We start from the raw sequence: 24,543 nt of genomic DNA, 5'->3' as shown, positions 1-24,543 counted from the left end.
GACCTTTTACTTGGCTTTTGGCTCTATGGGGGCTGAACGTTTGACCGCCTCTTGGAGTTGCTGGATATAGGCTTGGCCGATAGGGTTGAGGGGGGGGAAGTTGTGGGGGATGTAACCAATCTCAATCGCTTCCTCACAAGCTAAGGGCTTGGCCAGGATGTCGCCACCATTGAGGTCGGAATTAATAATCCCTGAGCAGATGGTGTAGCCGTCCAGACCGATCAGTAGGTTGAAGAGGGTGGCCCGGTCAGATACAATAATTGATTTGTCTGCCACATGGTCGGCCAGGACCTCCTCCCAATAATAGAAAGAATTGTGGACGCCTTGTTCGTAGCTGAGCTTAGGATAGGGGGCCAGGTCGTCCAAGGTCAGCTGGTCGCAGTTGGCTAGGGGGTGGTTGGCGTAGATGAAGACGTGGGGCTCCGCTTGCATAAGGGGCGTAAAGCTAAGGTCGCGTTCGGCTAGGGCATTGGCGATGACTTGCTGGTTGAAACGGCTGCGGTAGAGGACACCGATTTCAGAACGTTGGTTGGCGACATCTTCAATTACCTCATAGGTCCGGGATTCCTTGAGGGTCGCCTGGTACTTGGGGTAGGAGTTCTCCTTGAGCAGACGGACGAAGGCATCTACGACGAAGGCATAGTGCTGGGCTGATACGCTAAAGATTCGCCGGGGTCGTTCGCTTTCCTGGTAGCGGGTCTTAAGCAGGTCGACCTGGGCAAGAATTTGTTGGGCATAAGTGAGGAAGTCTTCTCCCGCTTCTGTCAACATAGCTCCTTTCTTGCTTCGCTTGAAGAGTTGGACTTCCATTTCCTGCTCTAATTCCTTGATGGCGTTGGAGAGAGAGGGTTGGGAGAGATAGAGGGCCTTGGCTGCCTGGGTAATGGAACCCGTCTCGGCCACCTTGCTGAGGTATTGTAATTGTTCGATGCGCATAGGAAATCCCTTCACTTTCTGTTTTGATCCATTATAGCGAAAGTTAGATTCTGTGATTAGAGTTTAAATAAAGAACAAAAATTGGTTTCTCTTATGATAAATTAGGCTTAAGTATTTCTAAAGTGTTCAGTAATGTATTTTTTGACTGGAACAAATTTGCTCTTATTTTTTCGGCCGATTCTTGCAGAATGAAAGCTTCTTATTCTTTTGGTTTGGACCATTTGTAGCTTTCAAAAGCCTATCATGTCAGGCTTTAAGGGAAGGGAATAGATGAAGAGATAATCAGATTGCTAGCCAGGCAATGGAGCTAGGAGGCAGCTTTATAAGAGGCAAAAAAGCGCTATGCTAAAGACTTTTCAGTAAGACTTTTCGTTCTTAAAGAAATTCTTGACGAATGAACAACAGAGGAATATGTTATATTATCGATTAGATATAAGTCAAGAAAGTTATAAGTGGAATAAATATAGAAGAGGTATTGAGTAATGATTGAAATGAAGGATATTGAATACGTAAAAGCCATCCATGAGCATAGTACCCTGACTAAGGCTGCGGAGAGTTTATTTATTACCCAACCCTCCCTTAGTATGTACATCAAGAATATGGAAGAGCGTTTGGGCTACCATCTCTTCCAACGGGTTGGTAAACGTCTCGTTCTCAACTATGCCGGGGAAGAGTTCGTGAAGTATGGCAATGACATCTTAACCATGCGTGATGAGCTGGAGATGACCATGCAGACCATTAAAGATAAGAACTATGGCCGGATTCGCATTGGGATCCCTCTTATTCGCGGCTCTTATCTCATGCCACCCGTACTGCCCGAGTATGAGAAGCTCTACCCACGGGTTGAAGTTCAGCTGGTTGAAGAGACAGCAACTATTTTGGAAGATCGGATTATGAATGGCGATTGCGACATTATCATCATTAATGCCAGCAATGAGAATGCCAACCTGACCTATGACAAGATTGGAACAGAAGAAATCCTCGTGGCGGTTCCACACGACCACCCGGCTGTTGCAACGGCTGTAGAGAATCCTGATTCCAAATATCCTAAGATCGACTTAGAAGAATTGAAGGATGACCGCTTCATTATTTCTACCAACGACACCAAGATCAGCCGGGAGATGGATAAGCTCTTCAGCCAGGAACACTTCCATCCTGCGCGCACCATCAAGACCAATAATATTCAAACAGCTGTTAATTTAACCATCCGGGGTTATGGGGTTTCCTTAGTTTATGAGAACCACTACCGCAACCTAAACCTCAAGCATGACAATGCGCCTAAACTCTTCTCCTTCTCTAGCCCAAGCTCTAAGTCAGATGTGATTATTGCCTACCGTAAGGGGATGCCGTTGCCTAAGTATATGGAAGATTTTATCGAATTAGCTAAGAAAATTTTTTCTACAGCCCTGCAGTTTAATTAATTTTTAAACTTTTTATAAGTAATATGACTTGTCATCCCCAGGGAAAACTAAGATAATAGCTCTATAGTAAACGATTTAGGGGGGCAAGTATGCGTCATCATCTTATACGTCTCTTGGGAGTGGACCTGATTGTGATTGGGCTCTTCTTCCTAGGCCAGCACTATATTAGTGGCTATCAGATCCAACAGAATCAAAATGACGTTGCCATTGAGAATATGACGGCTGATCAGTTGAAGGATAACCAGACTAAGGAGGCAGTCTTCGACCATAGCGAGATCCGCAATGTGAGCGAGAAGGAAGTCCGTGAATCGCGGGAACGGATCAAGAATGGTTATGCGGACGTGAATGTTATTGGAGCTCTGGCTATGCCGGATGCCGATGTTAAGGTCTCCATTATGAAGGGCTTAAGTGAGGACGTCCTCCTGTCAGGAGCGGGTACCTTCTACCCTGAACAGAAGATGGGGGAAGGCAACTACCCATTAGCTAGTCACAATATGAATGTGGTCCAAAAAGGCCTCTTGCTCTCACCGATTGTCGACAAGGCTCAAGTAGGGCAAAAGATCTACATGACCGATTTAGAAAAAATCTATATCTATGACACCTTCTTTGTCGAAGATGTGCCACCAACCCGGGTTGACTTGGTTGATCCTAATCTCTTGGATCCTGAGACCCAAAAGCCGATTATTACGCTGATGACCTGTACGGATGATGCGACCGAACGGCGGATTGTCCAGGGACGTCTTGTGGAGACCCAGGACTTCAGCCAGGCCAGTCCCGACTTATTAGCGCTCTTTGAGAAGGACTAGTTCAATCTTTAGCCTCAGCTTAGCTGGGGCTTTTTTGTTATAGATTATATTGTGCAAGTGAGCATCCGTTCCACTTTTGAATTGGATCATTAAAAAGCCGTGGCACCGGTTCGGGCCAAGGTCCCTCACCTAGCGAGCTTCAAACGGCTAGTACGGCTAATCGCCTACTATCCCTAATTCACAACGCTTGCTTGGTCACGGCTAATGATCAAATTCAAAGCTCCACTCCTGCTCACAAACAATTGATAGAGACTTTTTGATTATTAAGCGCTGAAATAAAAAATTAGAGAACCCATGTTTTCCCCTTTTGAATTTGATCATTAAAAAGCCGTGGATTTAAATATAAGGAAGGTGAAAGCAGCCCCAGTCGACCTGTAAACATCAACTGGGGCTGCTTTTGTTTTTTCTAGCTTTCTTTTCCTAATAGGTCCTCAAAGCCTTTGGGCAGGAGGGGGCGGAAGTAGTCGGTTTGGAAGTCGAGGGCTTCTTTGGCTACGGCGGCTAGGCGGAAGTCCTGGGACTGGAGGAAGTGGCGGATCCAGTGGAAGTACCAGGTCTTGTCGGCTTGCCCTTGGAATTCTTCGAAGAGTCGGGCCAGTTGCTCGGGGCGCTGGACGGCGATAAAGGCGGCATTGGCCCGGTGGTAGGTTCGCATAGGAGGGGCCGGCAGGGCAAAGCCCCGGGATTCGAAATGTTGGATAAAGTAAGCAAAATTAGGGGCGAGGTCCATCCACTGGTCAGTTTCCAGGTCCCGGTAGCGGACGCTAGGGGTTTTGGCTAGGCCGCGCTGGTCACGGTCTCGCTTGTCATGGGGGTCATAGTCCAGGAAGACAAGACGGTCGCCGTCTTCGTAGATAATCAGGCTGCTTTCGGGCAGGCTATCCCGGTGGTTGAACTGGTCTTGGAAGGCCAGGCTAGGAATGAGATATTCCTTATGAACAGCTTGGGGAAGCAAGCCGGCCAGGTAAGGGATATAAACGGCGCTTAGTGAATCTGAAGTTGGGGCAGAGGTGGGATAGTAAGATTTTGAGGTATAGCCGCCATTCTGTTGGGTGAGGAGTTGGTGGTAGCCAAGCGGCAGGCCCTCTACCATAATCTCCCCGTAGAGGGGGCTAGTGGGTAGGTAGGTGAGTTGTTGTTTTTGGAAGGCTAGGCCAATCAGATGCATGTTCTTCGCTCCTTTAAATACGTACAGTCCCTCCCATCTTAATATAAGCAGCTAAAGAAAGTAAAGCTTGAGATCTAGTTTGGCCTGTGTTTTTAGGCTTTTTAGTTAAAGCTTATAGTTTTTTGTGGGGGGAATATGCTATCATTAAGGGGTATGATAAGGAGGTGGGGACGTGATTGAGAATTATATTTATATCTTAGTAGATGAGGTATCCAACCATGTGTTATCGCGCGGTTTGGGCCTGGCCTACTTGCAGCGCAGTATGAAGAAGAAGCCGCAGAACTTACTGATTCTATCTTGCCAAAAAGATTATGGCCAAGCGGATGACCATACGCATTTTAAGCTCATCCGGGGCGAACGGAGTGTCCAAGATTTCTTAAGTGGGCAGAGTCGCTTAGCTTTTCCAGATACCAAGTGGGTGGATTATTATTCCCAAGAACTCCTGCACCAGCTAACACCAGGTGAAATTGCAGAGTTATTATATCTAGGCCATGTGAACCGCCACCTGCACTCGCCATTCTTCTATAAGTTGCAAAATAATTATGTCTTCCTGCCCATGGCCAATGGGATCTTGAAGACTTACTACCGGGATGTCAAGGAGTTTTACTTCCAGCTGGCTAATGTGATTCGCGACAAGCTCTTGGCCCAACGCCCTGAGCGCCGTTCTTTGTTCGGCTGGCGGTCACATAATCTGGGCGAAGAGGCGAAGATTCCTTTGCCTCCCATGGCAGTCATGCAGGAAATCCGTCCGCTTTTAACGGAAGGGGTTATCTTTGACTTTAGTCAGCTCACTTGGCGGGAGGACCAGGCGATGGCGATCCCTCTCCTGTTAGCAGAAGACCAAGTTGATGATATTCTTCAACGCAAGCAAACCGTTCTTTTAGCTAAATTAAGCTACTCAATGAAAGATAAAAAATGGGCATTTGAGCGCATCGCGGATGCCAACCTATTTGGAGGTTAAATTATGAGAATTGTACTACTTTATGGTGGGGACAGCGCGGAGCATGATATATCCGTCTTAACGGCTGCTTCCATCCTCAAACATTTGGATTATAAGAAGCACCAAGTTCAGCCTGTCTTTATTGACCGGGAGGGGCAGTGGATTGCTGGTGAGCTGCTTGAAGAATATAGCCTCAGTGAGGATAGCATCCTCTATCTCGAGGCCAGCGACCAACAACACTTCTACCGCCAAGGTGAAGCTGAAATTTCCCAAGGGCTGGCTGTTGTTCCGACCGATGTTTTGACCAAGGATAGCCTGGCCTTCCCCGCCTTGCATGGACCGAATGGGGAAGATGGTACAATCCAAGGCCTTTTTGAAGCACTGAATGTCCCTTATACCGGGGCAGGTGTCCTTGCTTCAGCGGCTGGTATGGATAAGATTATCTCCAAGCAGCTCTTCCAACAAGCTCAGATCCCTCAGGTGCCTTTTGTTGCCCTGACTAGCTACCAGTATGAGACCGAGCGCAGCGAAGTAATTGCCCGCATTGAGGGGCAGTTAGTCTATCCTGTCTTTATCAAACCTGCCAATATGGGCTCTAGCGTAGGAATTACCCAGGCCCAGGACCGGGATGCCTTGCTCCAAGGCCTAGAGACAGCCTTCCATTATGATACCCGGGTGGTGGTTGAACAAGGGATTGAAGCTCGGGAAATCGAGGTGGCTGTCCTCGGGAATGAAGAGGTTCAGGTCAGCCAACCTGGTGAGATTGTCAAGGACCAAGGTTTCTACGACTATGAAGAGAAGTATATTAACAACAGCATCGAGATGGCGATTCCAGCCGACCTCCCAGAGGAAAGCGCCCAGGCTATCCAAGCCTACGCCAAGAAGGCCTATTTAGCTATTGATGGTTCAGGCCTCACCCGCTGTGACTTCTTCGTGACCCACAACATGGATATCTATATCAACGAGGTCAACACCATGCCTGGTTTCACCCAATTTAGTATGTATCCCTCTCTCTGGGCAGCTTCAGGCTTGTCTTATGAAGACTTGCTCGAGAAATTACTTAAGCTGGCCCTAGAGCGCTTTAATAAAAAACAAGGACTAGCCAACCAATAGGATGTGTGCCATGAAAAAATTAGCCTTAAATGAAATTGCTAAAGCTGTCCAAGGACAGGTCCAAGCAGAAGACCCCGACGCGGTCTGGCTTGACCATGTTGTTTTTGATGCTAGACAGGCCCAGCCCGGAAGCCTCTTTGTTCCCTTAAGCGGGCAACGCGATGGCCATGACTTTGCCCAGCAAGCCCTAGACAATGGGGCGGTGGCTGCCTTTTGGTCCAAGGATCCGGCCCAGGCTCCTGCTGGCCTGGCTTTGATCCAAGTGTCGGACACCCTGGCAGCCCTCCACGATTTGGCAGCTTACTACTTGTCTTTAATCCAACCCAAAGTCGTGGCGATTACAGGGTCTTCCGGTAAGACGACCACCAAGGACATGACAGCAGCTTGCCTATCGGTGGCTTACCGGGTCCATAAGACCCAAGGCAATTATAATAATGAAATTGGCGTTCCGATTACTATTCTCGAGATGCCAGAAGAAACGGAAGTCCTTGTTTTAGAGATGGGGATGTCTAATTTTGGTGAAATCCGAGAATTGAGTCTCCTGGCCCAGCCCGACCTGGCTGTGATTACCATGATTGGGGAGGACCACCTGGAATTTCTGAAGACCAAGGCCAATATCGCCAAGGCCAAGCTTGAAATTTTGGACGGTTTAAAAGAAGGAGGCAGCTTCATCTATCCTGGTGAGGAAGACTTGATTACTTCCCAATTAGGCAATATCCGAGAAGATATCGAGACTCTATCAGTCGGTTTAACGGAAAACCAGGATGTTTATGCCCTGGATATTATTGTAGACCAGTACCAGACCCAGTTCAGCAGTAACCTTTCTCCAACGGTTCAGTTGACAATTCCGGTTTCGGGCCGTTATAATGTTGTGAATGCCTTAGATGCCTGTGCGGTCTCTTACCGCCTGGGCCTGTCGATTGAACAAATCCAGGATGCCCTGGCTAATTTCCAAATGACGGCCAATCGGACAGCCTGGATCGAAGGCATTAATGAGAGTCAAGTGCTGGATGATACTTACAATGCTAGCCCTTCAGCGATGAAGGCTGTAATTAGTAACTTCGTTCAAGTTCCGCGGGCAGGTGATGCCCAACAGGGACGCAAGCTCTATGTGCTGGCTGACATGTTAGAATTAGGCCCAGATGCAGGCCAGCTCCATGCCAGCGTAGCAGAGGTCTTGGCCCTTGAAGACCAGGACCAGGTCTTACTCTATGGCTTGGAGATGGAAGCCCTCTATGAGCGCCTCCTAGCTGCCGGTCAAGCCCGGCCAGACCAGGTGCATTATTTTAAAGAAGATAAAGCGGCCCTCATTGCTTGGTTGGAAAACCATACCCGCCACTATGACCAGATTCTGGTGAAGGGGAGCCATGGGATGGGACTTCTGGAAGTAGTTGAAGCCCTCCGCCGCCCAGATATAGAAAGCCAAGCTAAAGAAGATTAGCTCAGCAGCCTCTGTCTCGCCACACAGCCCTCGACAAGCTGCCCAAAGAAAACAGTCGACTGGTCGGCTGTTTTTTTAACTAATATTAACTTAATAATTTTTGACATGTGTACTGATTTGACAAATTGTATTGATAAGCATTCGTTGCGCTGTTGAATTTGCCCCTTAAAAAGCCATGGCACCGGTTCGGGCCAAGGGCCCTCACCTAGCAAGCTTCAAAGGGCTAGTACGGCTAGCGCCTACTATCCCTAATTCACATCGCTTGCTTATTCATGGCTAAGGGACAACTTCAACGCTCCACTATTGCTTAAAAGTAATTTGTTGAATTAATAATTTTAGATCTGTCAACTGCCAATATAAGAAATTAAAAATTTAGATATGAAATACGGAGGAATGGAATGAAATTTACAGAAATGGGTTTGAGCCCGCGATTATTAAAAGCTGTCGATAAGATGGGCTTTGAAGAAGCCACACCGATTCAATCAGAAACAATTCCCTATGCCTTAAAAGGACGGGATGTCCTGGGCCAGGCGCAGACGGGGACAGGGAAGACGGCCGCTTTTGGTCTTCCCCTCTTAGAGAAGATTGATCCCTACGCTAAGGAAGTTCAAGCCTTAGTTATTTCGCCAACCCGGGAATTGGCTATCCAAACTGGGCAAGAGCTCTACCAATTGGGTGAAGAGAAACGGGTCCAATGCCTGACAGTTTACGGTGGGAGCTCGATCCAACGGCAATTGCGCCAATTGGAGAAGAAACGGCAAGTGATCGTGGGGACGCCTGGTCGTTTGCTCGACTTGATCCGTCGTGGAAAATTAGACTTGTCCCACATTCAGACCTTAGTCCTCGATGAGGCGGATGAGATGCTTAATATGGGCTTTATTGATGATATTGAAGCGATTATTGCTAAGACACCAGCAGACCGTCAAACTCTGCTCTTCTCGGCGACCATGCCCAAGGCCATCCAACGTATTGGGGAGCAATTTATGCAGGACCCAATCCAGGTGAAGATTAAGGCTCAGGAAATGACGGCCGACCTGATCGACCAATACTTTACCCGCTGTCGGGAGAGTGAAAAGTTCGATGTCTTGACCCGTTTCATTGATGTCCAAGACCCTGTCCTAGCTATTGTCTTCGCACGGACCAAGCGCCGGGTGGATGAAATTTCTCGTGCCCTGATTGAGCGCGGCTATACTGCAGAAGGCCTGCACGGGGACTTGAATCAAGACAAGCGGTCTATGCTGCTCCGCCAATTTAAAGATGAGAAGCTGGATATCTTAGTGGCAACGGATGTGGCAGCTCGGGGCTTGGACATTTCTAATGTGACCCATGTCTACAACTTTGATATTCCCTTGGATCCCGATAGCTATGTTCACCGCATTGGTCGGACGGGTCGGGCAGGCCGCCAGGGGGTTTCAGTTACCTTTGTTGGTCCCAATGAATTAGGTTACCTGAGAACGATTGAAGACCTGACCAAGAAGAAAATGATGCCCCTGCGTCCACCATCGGCTAAGGAAGCCTTCAGCGGCCGGATCAACCAGGCCTTGGAGGAAGTTAAGAAACTGACCGAGGAGGCCGATCCTTCTTACTACCAAGAAGCCATCGACTACCTCTCCGCCCACTACAGTACGGACCAATTGGCCCTAGCAGTTCTCAGCAGTCTAACCAAGGATCCTAATGAGGTTGAGGTTCGGATTACACCGGAACGAACTCCGCGCAAGAAGTCGGGCGGACGCAAGCGCAAGGGCTCGAAGCGAAACAATAATAAACGGTCTTATCAACAACACGATAAGAAGGGTAAAAAGAAGTCCTATCAAGGCTCCAAGGACCATCCAAAAGGCAAGAAACGGGGCTCACGGAAGAAAGCATCCTTTGACATTCGCTAGGAGGCAAGCTTTATGATTATTGGAATTGGCACTGATTTAGTTGAAATCAAGCGGATTGACCAGGCTTGTGCTAAACAGGACGACCGCTTCATTCAGCGGGTTCTAACAGAAGAGGAGCTAGCGGTCTTTCAAGCCTTCACTTCTTCCCAGCGCCAGGCGGAATTTCTAGCGGGGCGCTGGGCAGCCAAGGAGGCTTGTGCCAAGGCTTGGGGGACGGGGATTTGTAAAGAGCTTTCTTTCCAGGATATGGCTATTTTGTCAAACGAAAGCGGCCAACCCCAGCTCTTTTGTCTTAAGATTCCTTACGCTATCCATCTCTCGATTACCCATACGGCCCATTATGCCAGCGCTTATGTGGTCATCGAGGACCGAAGATCTGAACATAATTAAGAACAATAATTGTTTATCGTAAAGATTGAAAAATAACGCATCGAAAGCCTTAGCTGAAAAGGCTTCGATGCGTTATTTTATTACCGATTATAAATACTAAAATTATCAATTGCCCCTGACTTGGCCTGATTAGTCGCTTTTGGTGCTTAGTTTGTTACAATAAAATTAAGAAAAAACGGAAGGGACCGAAATTATGATTGAATTTAAGAATGTCAGTAAGGTGTACCCAGGCAATGTTCACGCCTTGAAAGATGCGAATTTGACCATCCAAGACGGAGAATTTGTCTGCTTTATCGGCACCTCAGGGAGTGGGAAGACGACGGCTCTGCGGATGATCAACCGTATGCACGATCCATCCGAGGGGGAGATCCTAATTGATGGCCAGGCGACCACTTCGATGAATGCAGTCGATATGCGCCGCAAGATCGGCTATGTGATTCAGCGCATTGGCCTTATGCCCCACATGACTGTCTATGAAAATATTGTGACTGTCCCTCGGCTCTTGAAATGGGACGAAGACCGCTGTCGGAGTGAAGCGGAGAAGCTGATGAAACGGGTGGAACTCCCCCTCGACTATCTGGACCGCTATCCGAGTGAATTATCCGGTGGCCAGCAGCAGCGGATCGGAGTGATCCGTGCCTTGGTGGCTAATCCGAAGATTGTATTAATGGATGAGCCTTTTGGGGCCCTAGACCCGATTACCCGGGACGCCCTGCAAGAATTAGTCAAGGAACTACAGCGGGAATACCACAATACCTTCATCTTCGTGACCCACGATATGGATGAAGCCTTGAATCTGGCTGACCGTATCGCCATTTGGGACAAGGGTAATTTACTCCAGTACGATACCCCAGAGGAAATCTTGCGCCATCCAGCTGATGATTATGTGAAGAGCTTCCTGGGTGAAGACAGGCTCTTTGAAGCCAAGACCCAGTATATCCAAGTTAAGGATGTCATGAATGACAAGCCCCTGTCCATCAGCATGGGCCAGTCTCTCAGCGATGCTTTGACCATGATGCGGGACAGACACGTGGACAGTCTCTTCGTTGTGGATGACCGCAAACGGCTCAAGGGACAGATCAGCATTGAAAATATTATGAATGCCAGAGACATGGAAGCCAGCGTGAGTGATGAGATGGTTAGACGCCGGGGCGTCCAAGAAGATGCCCTCGTCCAAGATACCATCCAGCGTATCTTGAAAGCCAAGGTGCAAAATGTGGCGGTTGTTAACCGTGAAGGGCAGCTAACGGGGATTGTGACCCGGTCTAACCTGGTAAATATTGTTTATGAAGTGATCTGGGGCGAGACGAAAGCGATTGAAGGAGTTGAGATCTAATGGCAAACTTCCTAGCTGAAAACGGCCAAGAACTCCTTAATTTAACCCTCCAACACCTGCTCTTGTCTGTGGTTTCTCTAGCCTTGGGGATCTTGATTGCGGTGCCTTTGGGGATCCTTCTCTCCCAGCACCCTAAGATCGCAGGAGGGGTCATAAGTGTGGTCGGTGTCCTTCAAACCATTCCTACCCTGGCGCTCTTAGCCTTGATGATTCCAATCTTTGGGGTGGGACGTTTGCCCTCCATTGTGGCTCTCTTTATCTATTCTCTCCTGCCCATCCTCCGCAATACCTATCTGGGGATGACCTCGGTTGACCCGGACCTCCTGGATGCCGCTAAGGGGATGGGCTTGACGGCCTGGCAGGTCATTAAGGACGTCCAGCTCCCTCTCGCCATGCCGGTGATTATGGCAGGGATTCGTTTGTCAACGGTCTATGTAATTGCCTGGGCCACTCTGGCAGCCTATATTGGCGGTGGGGGCCTCGGTGAGATGATCTTTAACGGCCTCAACCTCTACAAGCCAGACCTGATTATTGGGGGGACGATTCCGGTCACCCTGATTGCGGTTCTGGCAGACCTTTTGATGAATTATCTGGAAAAACTAACCCAACCTCAAACGACCTCGAAAGGAGCTGGTGAAGATGCGTAAATTCTTAAAGACTGCCTTCACCCTGGGGCTGAGTCTATTCTTATTGGCAGCCTGTAGCCTACCAGGACTCGGAGCCTCGACTTCTGAAGATGAGATTGTTATTACGGGCGGTATGTCGACGGAAATGCAGATTCTCGCCTATATTGTGGAGGGGATGTCCAATCATTATATCGATGTGCCCACCAAGGTGATTTCTAACCTCGGGTCTTCCTCGCTCAACCACCAGGCCTTGATGAAGGACGATGCCAACGTTTCAGCGGTCCGCTATACTGGGACCTCAGTGACTGGAGAGTTGGGGATGGATGCCATCACCGACCCTGAAAAAGCTGCGGAAACGGTAGTTAAGGGCTTCGACCGAGAATTCGACCAGAAATGGTACCCCACTTACGGTTTCGCCAATACCTATGCTTTCATGGTGAGCCGAGACAAGGCTGAAGAGTTAGGACTGGAAAAAGTTTCTGACCTGGCCCAATATGCGCCTGATCTAAAAGCAGGGGTGGACTCTTCCTGGCTGAGCCGGGAGGGGGACGGTTATGAAGACTTCAAGCGGATTTATGGCTTTGATTTTGGCCAGACGCTGCCCATGTCGATTGGCTTGACCTATTCAGCGGTAGCCAATGATGAAGTGGATGTCATCTTGGGTTATTCAACGGATGGGCGGATTATTTCCGAAGACTTAAAAGTTTTGGAAGATGATAAACAGCTCTTCCCGCCCTATGATGCCAGCCCTGTTGCAACCCACCATATCCTAGAGGTCCATCCTGAACTAGACAAGGTCTTACACAAGTTAGAAGGGACCATCGATGAAGAAACCATGCAGAAATTAAACTACCGGGCGGACAATTATCTCTTGGAACCCAAAGTGGTTGCCGATGACTGGTTGAAGGCCCATAATTATTTTGAAGACAAGGCACCTGAATTGAAACCGATTGAAGACACTGTGGGGGGTGACTAAGATGACCGATATGACACAATTAAGCCTATTAGAACAACTGGGCGTCTACTACCAGGAAAACTTAAGCTATGTGGTGGGACAGTTCGGCCAACATTTCTTGATGGCCATCTATGGTGTCCTCTTTGCTTGCTTGGTTGCTATTCCACTCGGCTTCTATATTGCCCGCCACCATCGCTTGGCGGATTGGGTGCTGGGTTTAGCCAATCTCATCCAAACCGTGCCCTCACTAGCTATGCTATCTGTTCTGATGTTGGCGATGGGCCTAGGGAGTAACTTGGTGGTCTTAACCATTTTCCTTTATTCCCTCCTCCCCATTCTTCGCAATACCTATACGGGGGTCCGCAATGTGGACGCCGATATTATTGACGTTGGAATCGGTATGGGGATGACTAAGCTTCAGATTATCTACAAGGTGGAACTTCCCCTGGCTATGTCGGTAATCATGGGGGGCGTCCGCAACGCCTTTATTACAGGGATTGGGATCGCCACCATCGGGACCTTTGTTGGGGCAGGGGGCCTGGGCGATATCCTCTTCCGCGGGGTCAATGCCTCAGACGGCACGAGTATTATCCTCGCTGCTGTTATCCCCATTGCTCTCATGTCGATTGTTGCCGATTGGGGCTTAGGCCGGATCGAAAAAAGTTTAGACCCTAGTCAAAGATAGGAGAATGCTGTGGACTATCATTTATTAATTAAAATATTTAGTATTAACTTAGTTTATATTATGCTAAATACCATGCGCCTCTTGCTTTCTATGAGAGGTTATCGTTTCCCAGCCTCCTTCTTGGCAGTGATTGAGATTACCATCTATGCGATCGGTTTGTCCATGGTCATGCAATACCTGGACCAGCCGGCCTATCTCTTGGCCTATGCCCTAGGTTTTGGGGTAGGTATTTACTGCGGGATGCTCTTAGAAGACAAGATTGCCTTGGGATATGCTGTGATCCAGATCTTCATTGCCAGTGACAACCATGCCCTGGCTGAGGAATTGCGGAACCGCGGTTATGGGGTGACGGTCCAGTCGGGCTACGGCCGGGATGGGGACCGTTTGATCCTCACTATCCTGACACCCCGTTCAACTGAACGGAAACTCTGCCGAACTATTGAAGAGGTCGACGACCGGGCCTTTTATATCTCCTATGATGCCAAGTATATCCACGGTGGTTTCTGGACCAAGCGGGTGACCAAACTGCGCGTCCAGCGTGCCCATGAGGCTCTGGAAGACCAAGAACCCCTGGATCCTCGGACAGAACGGGTGAGCGAAGACGAGTTCGTTAATGATGAGGATAAATAAATTATAAGCATGCGAAAAAAACCAGAGAAGGAAGTAACTTTCTCTGGTTTTTTCTTGGAGTAAAGAAAGATTGGGAAGGCTAGCTTATCAACGCTCACTCGAAAGTCTTGAGTGGGGGTTAAAGTTTGGCGATCCACATGTGAAGGCTTCTCTTGTGGCTTGTGACTGATCAACATTAACTCCGAGCCCTTGACTGTGGCCTGGATCCTGCCAAGCCACAGTCGCAGCCTGCTATTAGGTGTTGCCAGTCAGCAAGCCACACGCCTTCGAGCCGATTGGGGATTGGTCTTGTCAAAAATCCATAATTTCGCTATGATAAGTTCTGTGTTGTTCGAAACCCGCCAACATTAAAAAACTATGGGAGGAATTTTTATGCAAAGTAAACACAATCAAGCCCTGGTGGTTAATGCTTTAATCGCTGCGCTTTATGTCGCCTTGTATTTTGTGGCCCCGCAATTCGCTTATGGGCCGATCCAGTTTCGTGTGTCGGAAGGGCTCAATCACTTGAATGTCTACCACAAAAACTATAAGTGGGGTGTCGTTCTGGGCGTCTTCTTATCGAATTTCTATGGCTTTATGACGGGCCTAGGTTGGTATGATATTGCCTTTGGGACAGCCCATACCTTGATCAGTTTCTTGATATGCGATTGGATCTATCGTTACCTGAAGACAGATAAGCAGAAACTCGCCGCAACAACGCTGGTCTTTTCGACGATGATCTTTATTATCGCCTTTGAGTTGAACCTAGCCTTTGAATTACCTTTCTGGGCGACCTACGCTTCTCTCTTTGTCAGTGAAGTAATTATCTTAGCTCTGACGGCTCCTCTGATCTATTTGATCAACAAACGATTAAATTTTGCTAAAATGTTTAACCGTTAAAAAATAAAGAAAAGACACGCTGGCTGGGCGTGTCTTTTCTTTATGGGTGATGCTGCGCGAGGCAAGTTAGCGCAGGCTTAAGAGTATGGCTTATTTTTTGCTTTGGACGAAGGCATCGTAGTCCTTGATGGGCTGTTCGTGGTCTGACCAGGCGGGGACATAGGTGCCATTTGAAACGGTTTTGATGAAGTCTGCTGTGTCTTGGCTTTGGAATTCATCAACGACCTTTTCTAGGACGGGGTCATCGGCCCGGTCGCGTTGGGAGACAATGCAAACCTTGTAGATATTAGGAGTGGTCTTAGGATCTTCCACATAGATGGCTTGATCTTGGCTGATACCAGCGTCTTGGGCACCTGAAGCTCCTGTAATCATTAGGTCGGCATCGGCCAGGCTGCGGGCGATCCCGTCTCCCTTCATCAGGATAAATTGAATATTCTTAGGGTTTTCGGCAATGTCATCCAGGGTCTTTTGTCCAGATGTATCTCTTAGTTTGATTAAGCCGGCACGTTCAATTTCCAGGAGGCTGTGGTCTAGGTTGACTGGGTCATCAGGAATGGTGAACTTGGCGTTTTGAGGGATGTCTTCAACGGACTGGATTTTAGGATTAGCTGTGTAAATGCCGATTGGTGGGATATAAGAATAACCAATGGGGACTAGGTCAGTATTATGGGGTTGGTTGAATTCGGCGAGGAAGGGGATGTATTGGAAGACATTGAGGTCGATATCATTTTCGGCAACAGCCATATTAGGTTGCACCCAGTCTGAAATGAGCTTGACCTCTAAATCGATTCCCTCCTTCTCCTTAAGTCGTCGGGCGGTATCCTGCCAGACTTCCTGGCTAAGCTGGTTGGAGACAGCTAAACTGACTTTCTTATTCTTACTTTCAGCAGTTTTCCCTTGCTGGCCGCACGCTCCTAAGAAGAGGGCCAGAATGGCTAGGCCTAAGACCAGAGCCTTGCTTCTTTTCATCACAATCGACCTTTCTGTCTGTAGATTTATTGCCTCTAGTTTAAGCCCTTTCACAGGTCCCTTCAAGCTTAAAAGGAACAATCGATAGTTGCGACCTAGCTAAAAGGGGATAAGATCAAGCTTTATCAAAAATCGGAACAAAATTTGTTCCTAAGAAAGAACAAAATATGTACTGTTATAAGCAAAAAAACTGCGCCCTTACTGGCGCAGTTTTTGCTTATAAAATATTTTACCGGCGGTTGGCTAAGATGGTAGCATTCTCTTCGACACGCTTCTTATTCAGTGGATAGAGGAAGTAGAGAGAAGTAGCGAGTAAAATGGCGCCAACAGCTGGAGCTAGGCAAGTGATATTGTAGATGCCTTGGGTGACCTCAGGCTCGAAGGCTGTGGCTGCAGAATAGCCAACCAGGGTCAGTAACCAACCGGCTAGACCAGATGAGGCAGCTTGGCCCATCTTACGGGCGAATGAGTAAACGGAATAGATCATACCGTCTGACCGTTCATGGGTTTCCACTTCCGTTTGGTCGATGACGTCGGTGATCATGGCCCAGGTAATCAGCATGAAGCAGCCGATACCAGAATAAGCGAGGCCGTAGAAGGCAACGAAAACCCAGGCATTAGAAATCTGTAGGATGTAGGCTAGGATCAAGACCACGGCAGTGAAAAGGGCAGCACAGATACCGAGTTCCTTACGGCCGAGCTTGCTGGAGAGTTGGACCACAAAGGTGGATAAGATCAGAGTCGCTGCTGAACCCACAAAGGTTGCGGCGGCTTGGGCTTGGGTATTCCCGAAATAGTTAGGGAAGACGTATGGAAGCATGGCGCTCAAGGTTAATTGGGTGAGCAGTAAGCAGATGGAAGAGACTACAATCCCAATCAAGGCCTTGTTAGATGCCAGTTGATGGACCATATCAATGAAATCGAAACGCTCGGTTTTCTGTTCGATCTTCACCCGTTCCGTGGTTAGGTTGTAGCAGAGGGCGTAGCAGATAACTGCTAGGATCGAACAAACCGCTGCGGCAATTGCCATCCGGGTTCCCGAAAGGACTTGGGCGCCACTAGGATCGTTGTAGTAAACCACGAGTGGGAGCACAACCCCGATGAAGGTTTGGGCTAGGGTAGCGCCAATGGTCCGCCAGGTGGATAGTTCAGCCCGGTGCTTAGGGTCAGCGGAGATGGCTGAAGCCATCGAACCAAAAGGAATATTGATGGAAGTGTAGAAGACAGATCCCCATAAGATGTATGTGAAGATCATCCATCCAATCTTAAACCACATAGGCATATCCTGGAACCAGCTCGCATACATGAGAAAGGAAGCTAGAGCAACGGGACCAGCCATGCGGCGGATCCAAGGCAAGAACTTCCCAACTGGCGTTGGCTTGGTCCGGTCAACAATTTGCCCCATGGTCATATCTGTGAAGGCATCCACGATCCGAGCTCCGGCCATAATACCGCCGACAATCCCGCTCGAGATTCCCATAACGTCTGTATAGAATTTCATCAAGAACATTGATGAAAGAATAAATGTAAAGTCGTTCCCGAAGTCCCCAAACATATAACCAAGTTTGTCGGACATACCGAACGGCTTGGTGGCTGTTTTTTCTGCCACAATAATTCCTCCTTTAAAACAAAAAATATAAAAATAAAGCATTAGTCATTATAAGAGAAAATAATAGCTTTGAAAAGGGATTTTGATCAAACATGTGAAATTGGCAACAAATTAAATGAATTGTCAAGATAAAATGTGCAATTTAAACAATTGCTTCACATTTATCAAGAACTTTTATAGCAGATATGGTAAGGCTTACAAAAGATATTTGTGAAAAATTAATCGATATACAATATTGTTCGAATTGTTTGGAAACGGCACCATTGATCGAGGAGGGGAGGATTAGCGCTTACAAAATATAAGCTGTTGACCAGGGCTTGAACTTGTCTCTTGGCTGTAGAGGTCCCTTCTACCCGCGCTCCCTCACACCCTAAATAAAAAAGCACCTCCATAATGAAGGTGCCTATATCTATTGTATAGCTGCTTATTAAACTGAGAGGCTTTAACCGCGGCGTTCAGCTAGGATTGCTGAGTTGTTTTCTACGCGTTTCTTGCTTAATGGGTAAATGATTAATAAGGATAGAGCAGATAATAAGAAGGCAATCGCAGGAATAGAGGTTGCGGCGCTATATAGTTTATCAATAACTTCCGCTGTTTGAACTTCTGCTCCTGATTGGTAACCGATAAAGCCTAAAATCCAACCTGCGCTGGCACCGGCAAAAGCTTGACCAATCTTACGGGCGAAGGAATAGAAGGCGTAAACCGTACCGTCGTCCCGGGTGCGGGTTTGAACTTCGATATCATCGATAACGTCAGTGATAATGGCCCAGATAATGGCATTGAAGATACCAAAGCCTAGGTAACCAATAGTTGAAATCACGATATAGGTCCACATACTTTCAGTGTGCATGAAATAAAGAACAGCGAAAGCAGCGGAACCGACTGAAACGCCGAGAATACCAACTTCACGTTTCCCTAAGGCTTTCGCTAGGGCTGGCGCAATCGGTGCACCTAAGAGCAAGATGGATAATGGATAGATCACGTTAACTGTAGCTAACATGTCAGCATTTTCAAAGTAATTAGCAAAGAGGTAGTTGTTCATTTGGCCGATGCCTAATTGGGCAAAGATGAGGAAGAGGGCGGCAAAGATAATGCCCCAGAGTGAACGGCTCTTCAGTACCTTACCGAATGTACGTAAGGTTCCCATCAGTGAGCTATCGGGATCGGAAGGAATCTCTACCCGCTCAGTTGTCATGCGGTAGCAGAAGAAGTAGAAAATAAGACCCAAGACGGAGAATACCCCAGCCAGGATGGTAAAGGTAGCGTCTGTCTTAACGATGTTATTTTCGTAAATCATGAGGGGCACAATTGCACCGATAGCTAATTGGGCGATGGTTGCGCCAATGGTCCGGAAGGTGGACAGGCTAGCCCGGTGGTCAGGATCAGAGGTAATGGCAGAAGCCATAGAGCCATAAGGAATGTTAATGGCCGTATAAGCGAAAGATCCCCAAAGTAAGTAAGTGATGTACATATAAACAATCTTGAAGGTCATGGACATGTCTTGAAGTCCTGTTTGGTACATCATAAAGCTGGCTAGGGTTACAGGAATCGCAATCCGGCGAATCCAGGGTTTGAACTTCCCTTCGCTGGTTGGCTTGGAGACGTCAACAATCCGTCCCATGGTCACATCTGTGATGGCATCAACGAAGCGAGCGGCTAGGAATAAGTTCCCAACTGTTGTCGGGTTAATCCCCCAAACTTCCGTATAAAAGACCATCAGGAACATACTTTGTAAGATAAAGGTCATGTCGTTGGCTAAGTCCCCGAACATGTACCCCAGCTTATCACGCATGCCAAATGGTTTAGCATTTGTATTCATTTTTATAATTCCTTTCTTCAAAAAAAGTGCATACACCTAGAAAATAAATAATGGCAAGTGTATGAAAATAATAATATTTTACTAAGTAAAAAGCTGCCTCCTTCTCAGTTTCTTAAGCGCTATCATTAATAGATAAAACCCTATAAATAGAACTAGCTAATTGCCAGTAAGAGTATTATATATAAATTCCCACACAAATGAAAGCCCTTTTAAGTAAAAAATGCGGAAAAAACATTTCTAGCTTAGACTTTCACAAGAAAAATAAGGGGAAATGGGTTTATAGCAATATTTTGGAAATACAAGAGCCCGTAAATGATCAAAAAATGAGAACGATATTGTACTTTATGAGCAAGCAAGTTTAAAAAAGAAAAAATGTAATCGCTTTTAAAAAAGCCCTTTCATTTTTGATTAGCCTATGCTATAATTTTGATTGAGCAGTCGAAAGATTGCATCATCCTTTCATTTTTGTTTTTTCCTTTTTCATCTTTGCCAGCTTTGGCAAAGATGTTTTTTATTATTAAAAAAGCCGAGATTAAATCCCGGCTTTAGATAAAAATATATACAAGTCATGAAGGCTAGAAGCAACAATAAGCTGTTAGCTTCTAGTGAAAAAGACTTATTTCTGCTAACTTGTCCTAGTTTCTAGCAAACTTTTATTTGGATCCTGATTGATCGTTTTGCTCGCCCCGGCGTTTGGCTTGGGCGTCTTTTAGTTTTTGTGGGGTGACATCGGTCCCTTCAGGATCAACCACCTTGGTGTTCATGAGGACAGACCGGAAGTTTTCCCGGAATTGCTTAAGGTATTGGCTCCGTAATTTTTCTTGTTCGGCTGCTTCTTCTTTGGTAAGCGTGCCTTCTTTTTTCTTTTTGGCTAATTCGTTGATACGTGGTAGTAATTCGTCCATGCTTAGACCTCCTTGTATAGACTTTCTTCCAATATACTGCCTCCTGTCTTAAAATGCAATTCTTTTGCTTCAAGGGGATTTTCGTGCTTTTAGCAAAATTTGGTAAAGCTTAAGCCCTTAATATGGTAGAATAAAAAAAGAAAAATAATTAGGAAGATGAGGGGAACACATGATCCATTCAAAAAAACTTTGGTGGGGACTAGCTGGCGGCTTAGCTGCGCTCCTAGTCCTCGGCGTACTCGCTTATAATGTTTTTTATGCGGCTAACTTCGGTGAGGAAGGAAGCGATACGAGCTACGAAACGGTCAAGGTCACGGAACAGGAACCGGTGACGGTTGATGGGAAGGCGAAATTGAAGACCGACGATGCCTATTACTATAGCCGTGAAAAAGGAGACTTGGGGATTGTGAATGTTGCTGACGGCCAGCGGGTTAACAAGGGCGATGTTCTTTTCTCCTACCAACAAGCTGAGGCCCAGTATAAGATTGACGATACCAAGCGTCAACTTAACCGCCTCTATGACCAACGCAACCGCCTGCAGAACCAGGCAGCCAGTCCCATGGCCAGTGTCAACCAGGCCTTCGTAGCCAGTCCGCTAGTTTCGGGTTTGGGAGCCTATGTTGCGACACCTGTGAACTTATCAGGAGCTGGTGTCGGAGCAGGACAAGCTCCAGCTGCAAGTGATCCGAATTGTCCTCCAGCGGTTAGTGGTCAAGCTGGCCAAGCAGCTATTCCAGGTGCAGCTACTGACCAGGCTGTGGCAAGCCCAGGCCTAGCGGGTCAAGCCGGATCTGAAGCGGGAGGAACAGTACCATCTGGTCTAGAAACAGGCAGCCAAGCAGGTGGCATGGGAGATCTTCCGGCAGCCGGTGGTCAAGCTGGTGTGGATGAACAAGTTCGCCAGCTCAACCAACAGATTGAAGACTTGGAGATCCAGCTCAACCGGGCCCAAGCCCAGACTGATAACCAGGTCAAGGCGCGGACGAGCGGTAAGGTCATCTATGACGCCAAGGGGATTACAGACTCAAGTGTGCCCCTAGTGCGGATTATCAGTGACGACATTTCTGTGACAGGGACCGTTGGCGAGTATGACTTCTACTTGCTCAAGGATGGACGCAAGGTAGACCTGACTGTTCCAGCCAGTGGTCAAAAGACAACGGGTGAAATTATCAGCTATGAAAACTTGCCAGCAGCTCCTGGCGAAGCCCCAAGTCTTGGTGGAGATGCAGGTGCTGCTATGGCCGGTCAAGCCGCCCAAGCCGCTGGTCAAGGGGGCGAGAGCCAATATCCTTTCACTGTTAAAGCTAAAGACAAGATCCAACCAGGCTTTAGCACTAAAGTTCACTTCAAATTACCTGGCTTTGTCCTCCCTAAAGAAGCCATTGTAGAGGACAAGGGTAAGTCTTATGTCTTTGTCTACCGCGATGGCAAAGTTAAAAAAGTCGAAGTCACGACTGCCAAGCAAGGCCGCCAAGAAGTGGTAACCAAGAATATCAAGGCAGGTGACGAGGTCATTAAGAATCCTGAAGGCCTCCAAGATGGCCAAGAAATTGACTTGGCTGAATCAGCGGACAAAGCTGACGCAGAAAGTAAAAACTAGGAGGCAGAGGCCATGGTAATTGAACAATCCAACCTTGGCCAGGCATTAGACCAGGCCGAGCCTTTATTTGAACTCAAAAATATCAACAAGTATTACGGCGAAGGAGAAAACCGTGTCCATGTCCTGAAAGATGTGAACTTATCCGTCTATGACGGGGAATTCATTACCGTTATGGGGCCCTCTGGATCGGGGAAGTCTACTTTGATTAATGTGATTGGTTTTTTGGATAACCAATTCGAAGGGTCCTATCTCTTCCATAATGAGCCGCTCAAGCAGCGGACGGACCAGGAAGTCTCGCATTTGCGCAATAGCTATGTGGGCTTTATCTTTCAAAGCTTTAACTTAATCCAAAATATGACGGTCGCCGATAACGTTCGTCTGCCCCTGCTTTATAGTGGCTTGAGGACCGGACAGACCCATGAACGGGTCCAAGAAGCCTTGGAACGGGTAGGTTTAGGAGACAAGGGCAAGTCCAAACCCTATGAGTTATCGGGTGGCCAGCGCCAGCGGGTGGCCATTGCCCGTGCCCTGGTCAATCGACCCAAATTTATCATTGCGGATGAGCCGACCGGGGCCTTGGATACCAAGACCTCGCGGATGATTATGGATATCATTTCTTCTCTCCACCGCCAGGAAGGGGTGACCATCCTGATGGTTACCCACGATCCGACTCTCCAGGAATATGCGGACCGCCACATTACCATTGTGGACGGGGCCATTCATTCAGATGGAACGGATATCATCATGCCCCAAGCCTATGAACAATTAATGGCAGGCGGCGATCCAGCGGAAGGAGGGGACTAGATGCGTTTTAGTGAAATATTAAAGTCCTCCCTAGCAACCATGCGGATGAACGGACGACGGACTTTCCTGACTATGATCGGCATTGTCATCGGGATTGCCGCGGTTATTACCATCATGAGCCTCGGGAACGGTTTTCAAAAAGAAACGATGGATTCCCTGACGGATGATAAGGAAGGCCGGGTGAGCCAGAATTTACTCTTCCAACCGACTGACCAGAACTTCGATTCCTCGAAGACCAAGGTCTACACCCCACAGGATATCCAATTGGTCGAAGATTTCGAGGGGGTTAGTGAGGCCAAGGTTGACGATGAAGACAATGGTATGCCGACCAATGTGACGGTTAAAATAGGCAAAGAGACTAAGTCCCAACCGGTCCGGCCTTTTAAGGAAACATCTGATAACTTGGTCGCTGGCCGTAATTTGAATCCAAGTGATTCAGAAAGTTATGCTCGTAATGTCCTTATCAGTCAGAACTTGGCTGAAAAATATTTTGGTCAGGCAAAGGAGGCTGTGGATAAGAACCTCAGCATTAATGGTAAGAACTTTACGATTGTGGGTGTCTTTGAAAGTCAGGGGCCGGCCACGAATGAGAGCGCTGGCGCCTTCTCGATCAGCAGTGGACCTGAAATCAAGATGCCAGAGAAGACCATGGAGATCTATAATCTGATTGATCGTGGCAGCCTGTCCCTCAAAGTTTATTTTGAGGAGGGGGTTGACTCCAAGAAGATTATGGATGATATTGTCGATAAGCTGAATTCAGAAGGCAGCAAGATGCAGAAGGGCCAGTATATGTTCTTCGATATGTCTAAGATGCTGGAAGGGGTCGGCGATACTTTGAATATGGTGACCTACTTCATCTCGGCTGTTGCCGGAATTTCCCTATTGATTGCAGGGGTTGGGGTCATGAATATGATGTATATTTCCGTCTCTGAACGGACCCAAGAAATCGGTATCCGTCGCTCACTCGGGGCCACCCAGTCCAATATCCAAAAACAATTCCTCTTTGAAGGCATTGCCATCACCACAGTCGGAGGCGTGGTCGGCTATATCCTCGGTATCCTGCTGGCCCACCTCATCGCCAGCTTCCTCCCCTTCGGCGCCTCCGTCGACTTTGGCACCGCCTTATTAGCCGTACTAATCTCTGTCCTCATCGGTATCGTCTTCAGCGTCTTCCCAGCCCGGGCCGCCGCCCAGAAGAACGTCGTTGAAATATTAAGATAGGGTGTGAGCAGTTGCGTTCAGGCTTGAATGACTGGAGCCCAAGCGGAAAAGGCCGGCTTTAGCTGGTCGTTCCGATTGGGTGAAGTCACTTCAAGACTGCAACTGCGAACCCGACTATAGGGTGTGAGCAAGAGCGTTTAGCTTTGGATGCTTGGAGGCCAAACGGAAAAGACCTACTTTAGCCGGTCGCCCTTTTTGCTGAAGCCAGTCCCTTTCTGCCTTTGTGATTTCAACTACTCAGGGTCAGAGTAAGACCTAAAAAATAACGACCAACGAACAAGCTAGCAAGTATCGATTTTCTTGCTGGCTTGTTTTATTATTGAGAATAAGATTTTTGAACAAGCAACTTGCGAATAGCGGTCCAATTAGCAAATTATATTAGTTGAACTCGCGAATACCAGAATCAA

General features: G+C 47.6%; 22 protein-coding genes. 16 read left to right on the top strand and 6 right to left on the bottom strand.

Annotated elements, in window-relative coordinates:
* Positions 1-6: 6 nt before the first annotated feature.
* Positions 7-936, bottom strand: coding sequence for a LysR family transcriptional regulator (locus tag HMPREF3090_RS08745; protein WP_070486481.1), 930 nt, complete (start codon positions 934-936; stop codon positions 7-9).
* Between the two features lie 482 nt (positions 937-1,418).
* Between HMPREF3090_RS08745 and HMPREF3090_RS08740 the strand changes: the two genes are divergently transcribed.
* Together HMPREF3090_RS08740 and HMPREF3090_RS08735 are read left to right on the top strand one after the other, a co-directional pair.
* Positions 1,419-2,357 carry a LysR family transcriptional regulator gene (locus tag HMPREF3090_RS08740; RefSeq protein WP_083272449.1) on the top strand — a complete coding sequence of 313 codons (939 nt, stop codon included), beginning with the start codon at positions 1,419-1,421 and terminating at the stop codon, positions 2,355-2,357.
* 89 nt (positions 2,358-2,446) lie between these two features.
* Positions 2,447-3,163 carry a class A sortase gene (locus HMPREF3090_RS08735; RefSeq protein WP_070486479.1) on the top strand — a complete coding sequence of 239 codons (717 nt, stop codon included), beginning with the start codon at positions 2,447-2,449 and terminating at the stop codon, positions 3,161-3,163.
* A gap of 406 nt (positions 3,164-3,569) precedes the next feature.
* On the opposite strand, the gene HMPREF3090_RS08730 is transcribed toward HMPREF3090_RS08735, so the two are convergent.
* Positions 3,570-4,331, bottom strand: coding sequence for an SMI1/KNR4 family protein (locus HMPREF3090_RS08730; protein ID WP_070486477.1), 762 nt, complete (start codon positions 4,329-4,331; stop codon positions 3,570-3,572).
* A 172-nt stretch (positions 4,332-4,503) separates the two neighbouring features.
* Between HMPREF3090_RS08730 and HMPREF3090_RS08725 the strand changes: the two genes are divergently transcribed.
* The 11 genes from HMPREF3090_RS08725 to HMPREF3090_RS08675 all read left to right on the top strand — a co-directional run bounded on the left by HMPREF3090_RS08725 (position 4,504) and on the right by HMPREF3090_RS08675 (position 15,209).
* The gene (locus HMPREF3090_RS08725; RefSeq protein ID WP_067974384.1) at positions 4,504-5,292 is read left to right on the top strand and encodes a hypothetical protein; all 789 of its coding nucleotides are present in this window, start codon (positions 4,504-4,506) and stop codon (positions 5,290-5,292) included.
* A gap of 3 nt (positions 5,293-5,295) precedes the next feature.
* Positions 5,296-6,384, top strand: a complete 1,089-nt coding sequence (locus HMPREF3090_RS08720; protein ID WP_067974388.1) for a D-alanine--D-alanine ligase — start codon at positions 5,296-5,298, stop codon at positions 6,382-6,384.
* A 10-nt stretch (positions 6,385-6,394) separates the two neighbouring features.
* On the top strand, positions 6,395-7,825 hold the full coding sequence (murF, locus tag HMPREF3090_RS08715; RefSeq protein ID WP_067974392.1) for a UDP-N-acetylmuramoyl-tripeptide--D-alanyl-D-alanine ligase: 1,431 nt from the start codon (positions 6,395-6,397) through the stop codon (positions 7,823-7,825).
* A gap of 398 nt (positions 7,826-8,223) precedes the next feature.
* On the top strand, positions 8,224-9,708 hold the full coding sequence (locus tag HMPREF3090_RS08710; protein WP_067974396.1) for a degradosome RNA helicase CshA: 1,485 nt from the start codon (positions 8,224-8,226) through the stop codon (positions 9,706-9,708).
* 12 nt (positions 9,709-9,720) lie between these two features.
* Positions 9,721-10,098, top strand: coding sequence for a holo-ACP synthase (acpS, locus tag HMPREF3090_RS08705; RefSeq protein ID WP_067974399.1), 378 nt, complete (start codon positions 9,721-9,723; stop codon positions 10,096-10,098).
* A gap of 193 nt (positions 10,099-10,291) precedes the next feature.
* Positions 10,292-11,434 carry an ABC transporter ATP-binding protein gene (locus HMPREF3090_RS08700; RefSeq protein ID WP_067974402.1) on the top strand — a complete coding sequence of 381 codons (1,143 nt, stop codon included), beginning with the start codon at positions 10,292-10,294 and terminating at the stop codon, positions 11,432-11,434.
* Positions 11,434-12,081, top strand: coding sequence for an ABC transporter permease (locus HMPREF3090_RS08695; RefSeq protein WP_070486475.1), 648 nt, complete (start codon positions 11,434-11,436; stop codon positions 12,079-12,081). The genes HMPREF3090_RS08700 and HMPREF3090_RS08695 overlap by 1 nt, the downstream gene beginning before the upstream one ends.
* Entirely contained in the window at positions 12,074-13,036 is a 963-nt protein-coding gene (locus HMPREF3090_RS08690; protein WP_067974405.1) for an osmoprotectant ABC transporter substrate-binding protein, read from the top strand. The genes HMPREF3090_RS08695 and HMPREF3090_RS08690 overlap by 8 nt, the downstream gene beginning before the upstream one ends.
* 1 nt (position 13,037) lies before the next feature.
* A complete protein-coding gene (locus HMPREF3090_RS08685; protein WP_067974408.1) occupies positions 13,038-13,700 on the top strand; it encodes an ABC transporter permease in 663 nt (220 codons plus the stop codon).
* 9 nt (positions 13,701-13,709) lie between these two features.
* The gene (locus HMPREF3090_RS08680; RefSeq protein WP_070486473.1) at positions 13,710-14,330 is read left to right on the top strand and encodes a DUF2179 domain-containing protein; all 621 of its coding nucleotides are present in this window, start codon (positions 13,710-13,712) and stop codon (positions 14,328-14,330) included.
* Positions 14,331-14,702: 372 nt separating this feature from the next.
* On the top strand, positions 14,703-15,209 hold the full coding sequence (locus HMPREF3090_RS08675) for a QueT transporter family protein (protein WP_067974411.1): 507 nt from the start codon (positions 14,703-14,705) through the stop codon (positions 15,207-15,209).
* Between the two features lie 90 nt (positions 15,210-15,299).
* On the opposite strand, the gene HMPREF3090_RS08670 is transcribed toward HMPREF3090_RS08675, so the two are convergent.
* The 4 genes from HMPREF3090_RS08670 to HMPREF3090_RS08655 all read right to left on the bottom strand — a co-directional run bounded on the left by HMPREF3090_RS08670 (position 15,300) and on the right by HMPREF3090_RS08655 (position 20,511).
* A complete protein-coding gene (locus HMPREF3090_RS08670; protein ID WP_070486471.1) occupies positions 15,300-16,178 on the bottom strand; it encodes a MetQ/NlpA family ABC transporter substrate-binding protein in 879 nt (292 codons plus the stop codon).
* A 229-nt stretch (positions 16,179-16,407) separates the two neighbouring features.
* A complete protein-coding gene (locus tag HMPREF3090_RS08665) occupies positions 16,408-17,787 on the bottom strand; it encodes an MFS transporter (RefSeq protein WP_198434427.1) in 1,380 nt (459 codons plus the stop codon).
* 442 nt (positions 17,788-18,229) lie between these two features.
* Positions 18,230-19,606 (bottom strand): MFS transporter, encoded by a 1,377-nt coding sequence (locus HMPREF3090_RS08660; RefSeq protein WP_083272448.1) that lies wholly within the window; start codon positions 19,604-19,606, stop codon positions 18,230-18,232.
* 653 nt (positions 19,607-20,259) lie between these two features.
* Positions 20,260-20,511 (bottom strand): DUF896 domain-containing protein, encoded by a 252-nt coding sequence (locus HMPREF3090_RS08655; RefSeq protein WP_067974425.1) that lies wholly within the window; start codon positions 20,509-20,511, stop codon positions 20,260-20,262.
* Positions 20,512-20,680: 169 nt separating this feature from the next.
* On the opposite strand from HMPREF3090_RS08655, the gene HMPREF3090_RS08650 reads away from it, so the two are divergent.
* Genes HMPREF3090_RS08650 through HMPREF3090_RS08640 form a run of 3 tightly spaced genes read left to right on the top strand, consistent with a single transcriptional unit; the run spans position 20,681 to position 24,136 of the window.
* Positions 20,681-22,111: a biotin/lipoyl-binding protein gene (locus HMPREF3090_RS08650; RefSeq protein WP_067974428.1), complete on the top strand. Its 1,431-nt coding sequence runs from the start codon at positions 20,681-20,683 to the stop codon at positions 22,109-22,111.
* Positions 22,112-22,123: 12 nt separating this feature from the next.
* On the top strand, positions 22,124-22,915 hold the full coding sequence (locus HMPREF3090_RS08645) for an ABC transporter ATP-binding protein (RefSeq protein WP_067974432.1): 792 nt from the start codon (positions 22,124-22,126) through the stop codon (positions 22,913-22,915).
* Positions 22,916-24,136 (top strand): ABC transporter permease, encoded by a 1,221-nt coding sequence (locus HMPREF3090_RS08640; protein ID WP_067974435.1) that lies wholly within the window; start codon positions 22,916-22,918, stop codon positions 24,134-24,136. It begins immediately after the preceding gene.
* Positions 24,137-24,543: the final 407 nt, after the last annotated feature.

The organism is Aerococcus sp. HMSC23C02, from assembly GCF_001806805.1.
Classification (GTDB): Bacteria; Bacillota; Bacilli; order Lactobacillales; family Aerococcaceae; genus Aerococcus; species Aerococcus sanguinicola.
The sequence above is the reverse complement of the archived record's forward strand: the minus strand, read 5'-3'. Positions and strand labels throughout refer to the sequence as shown.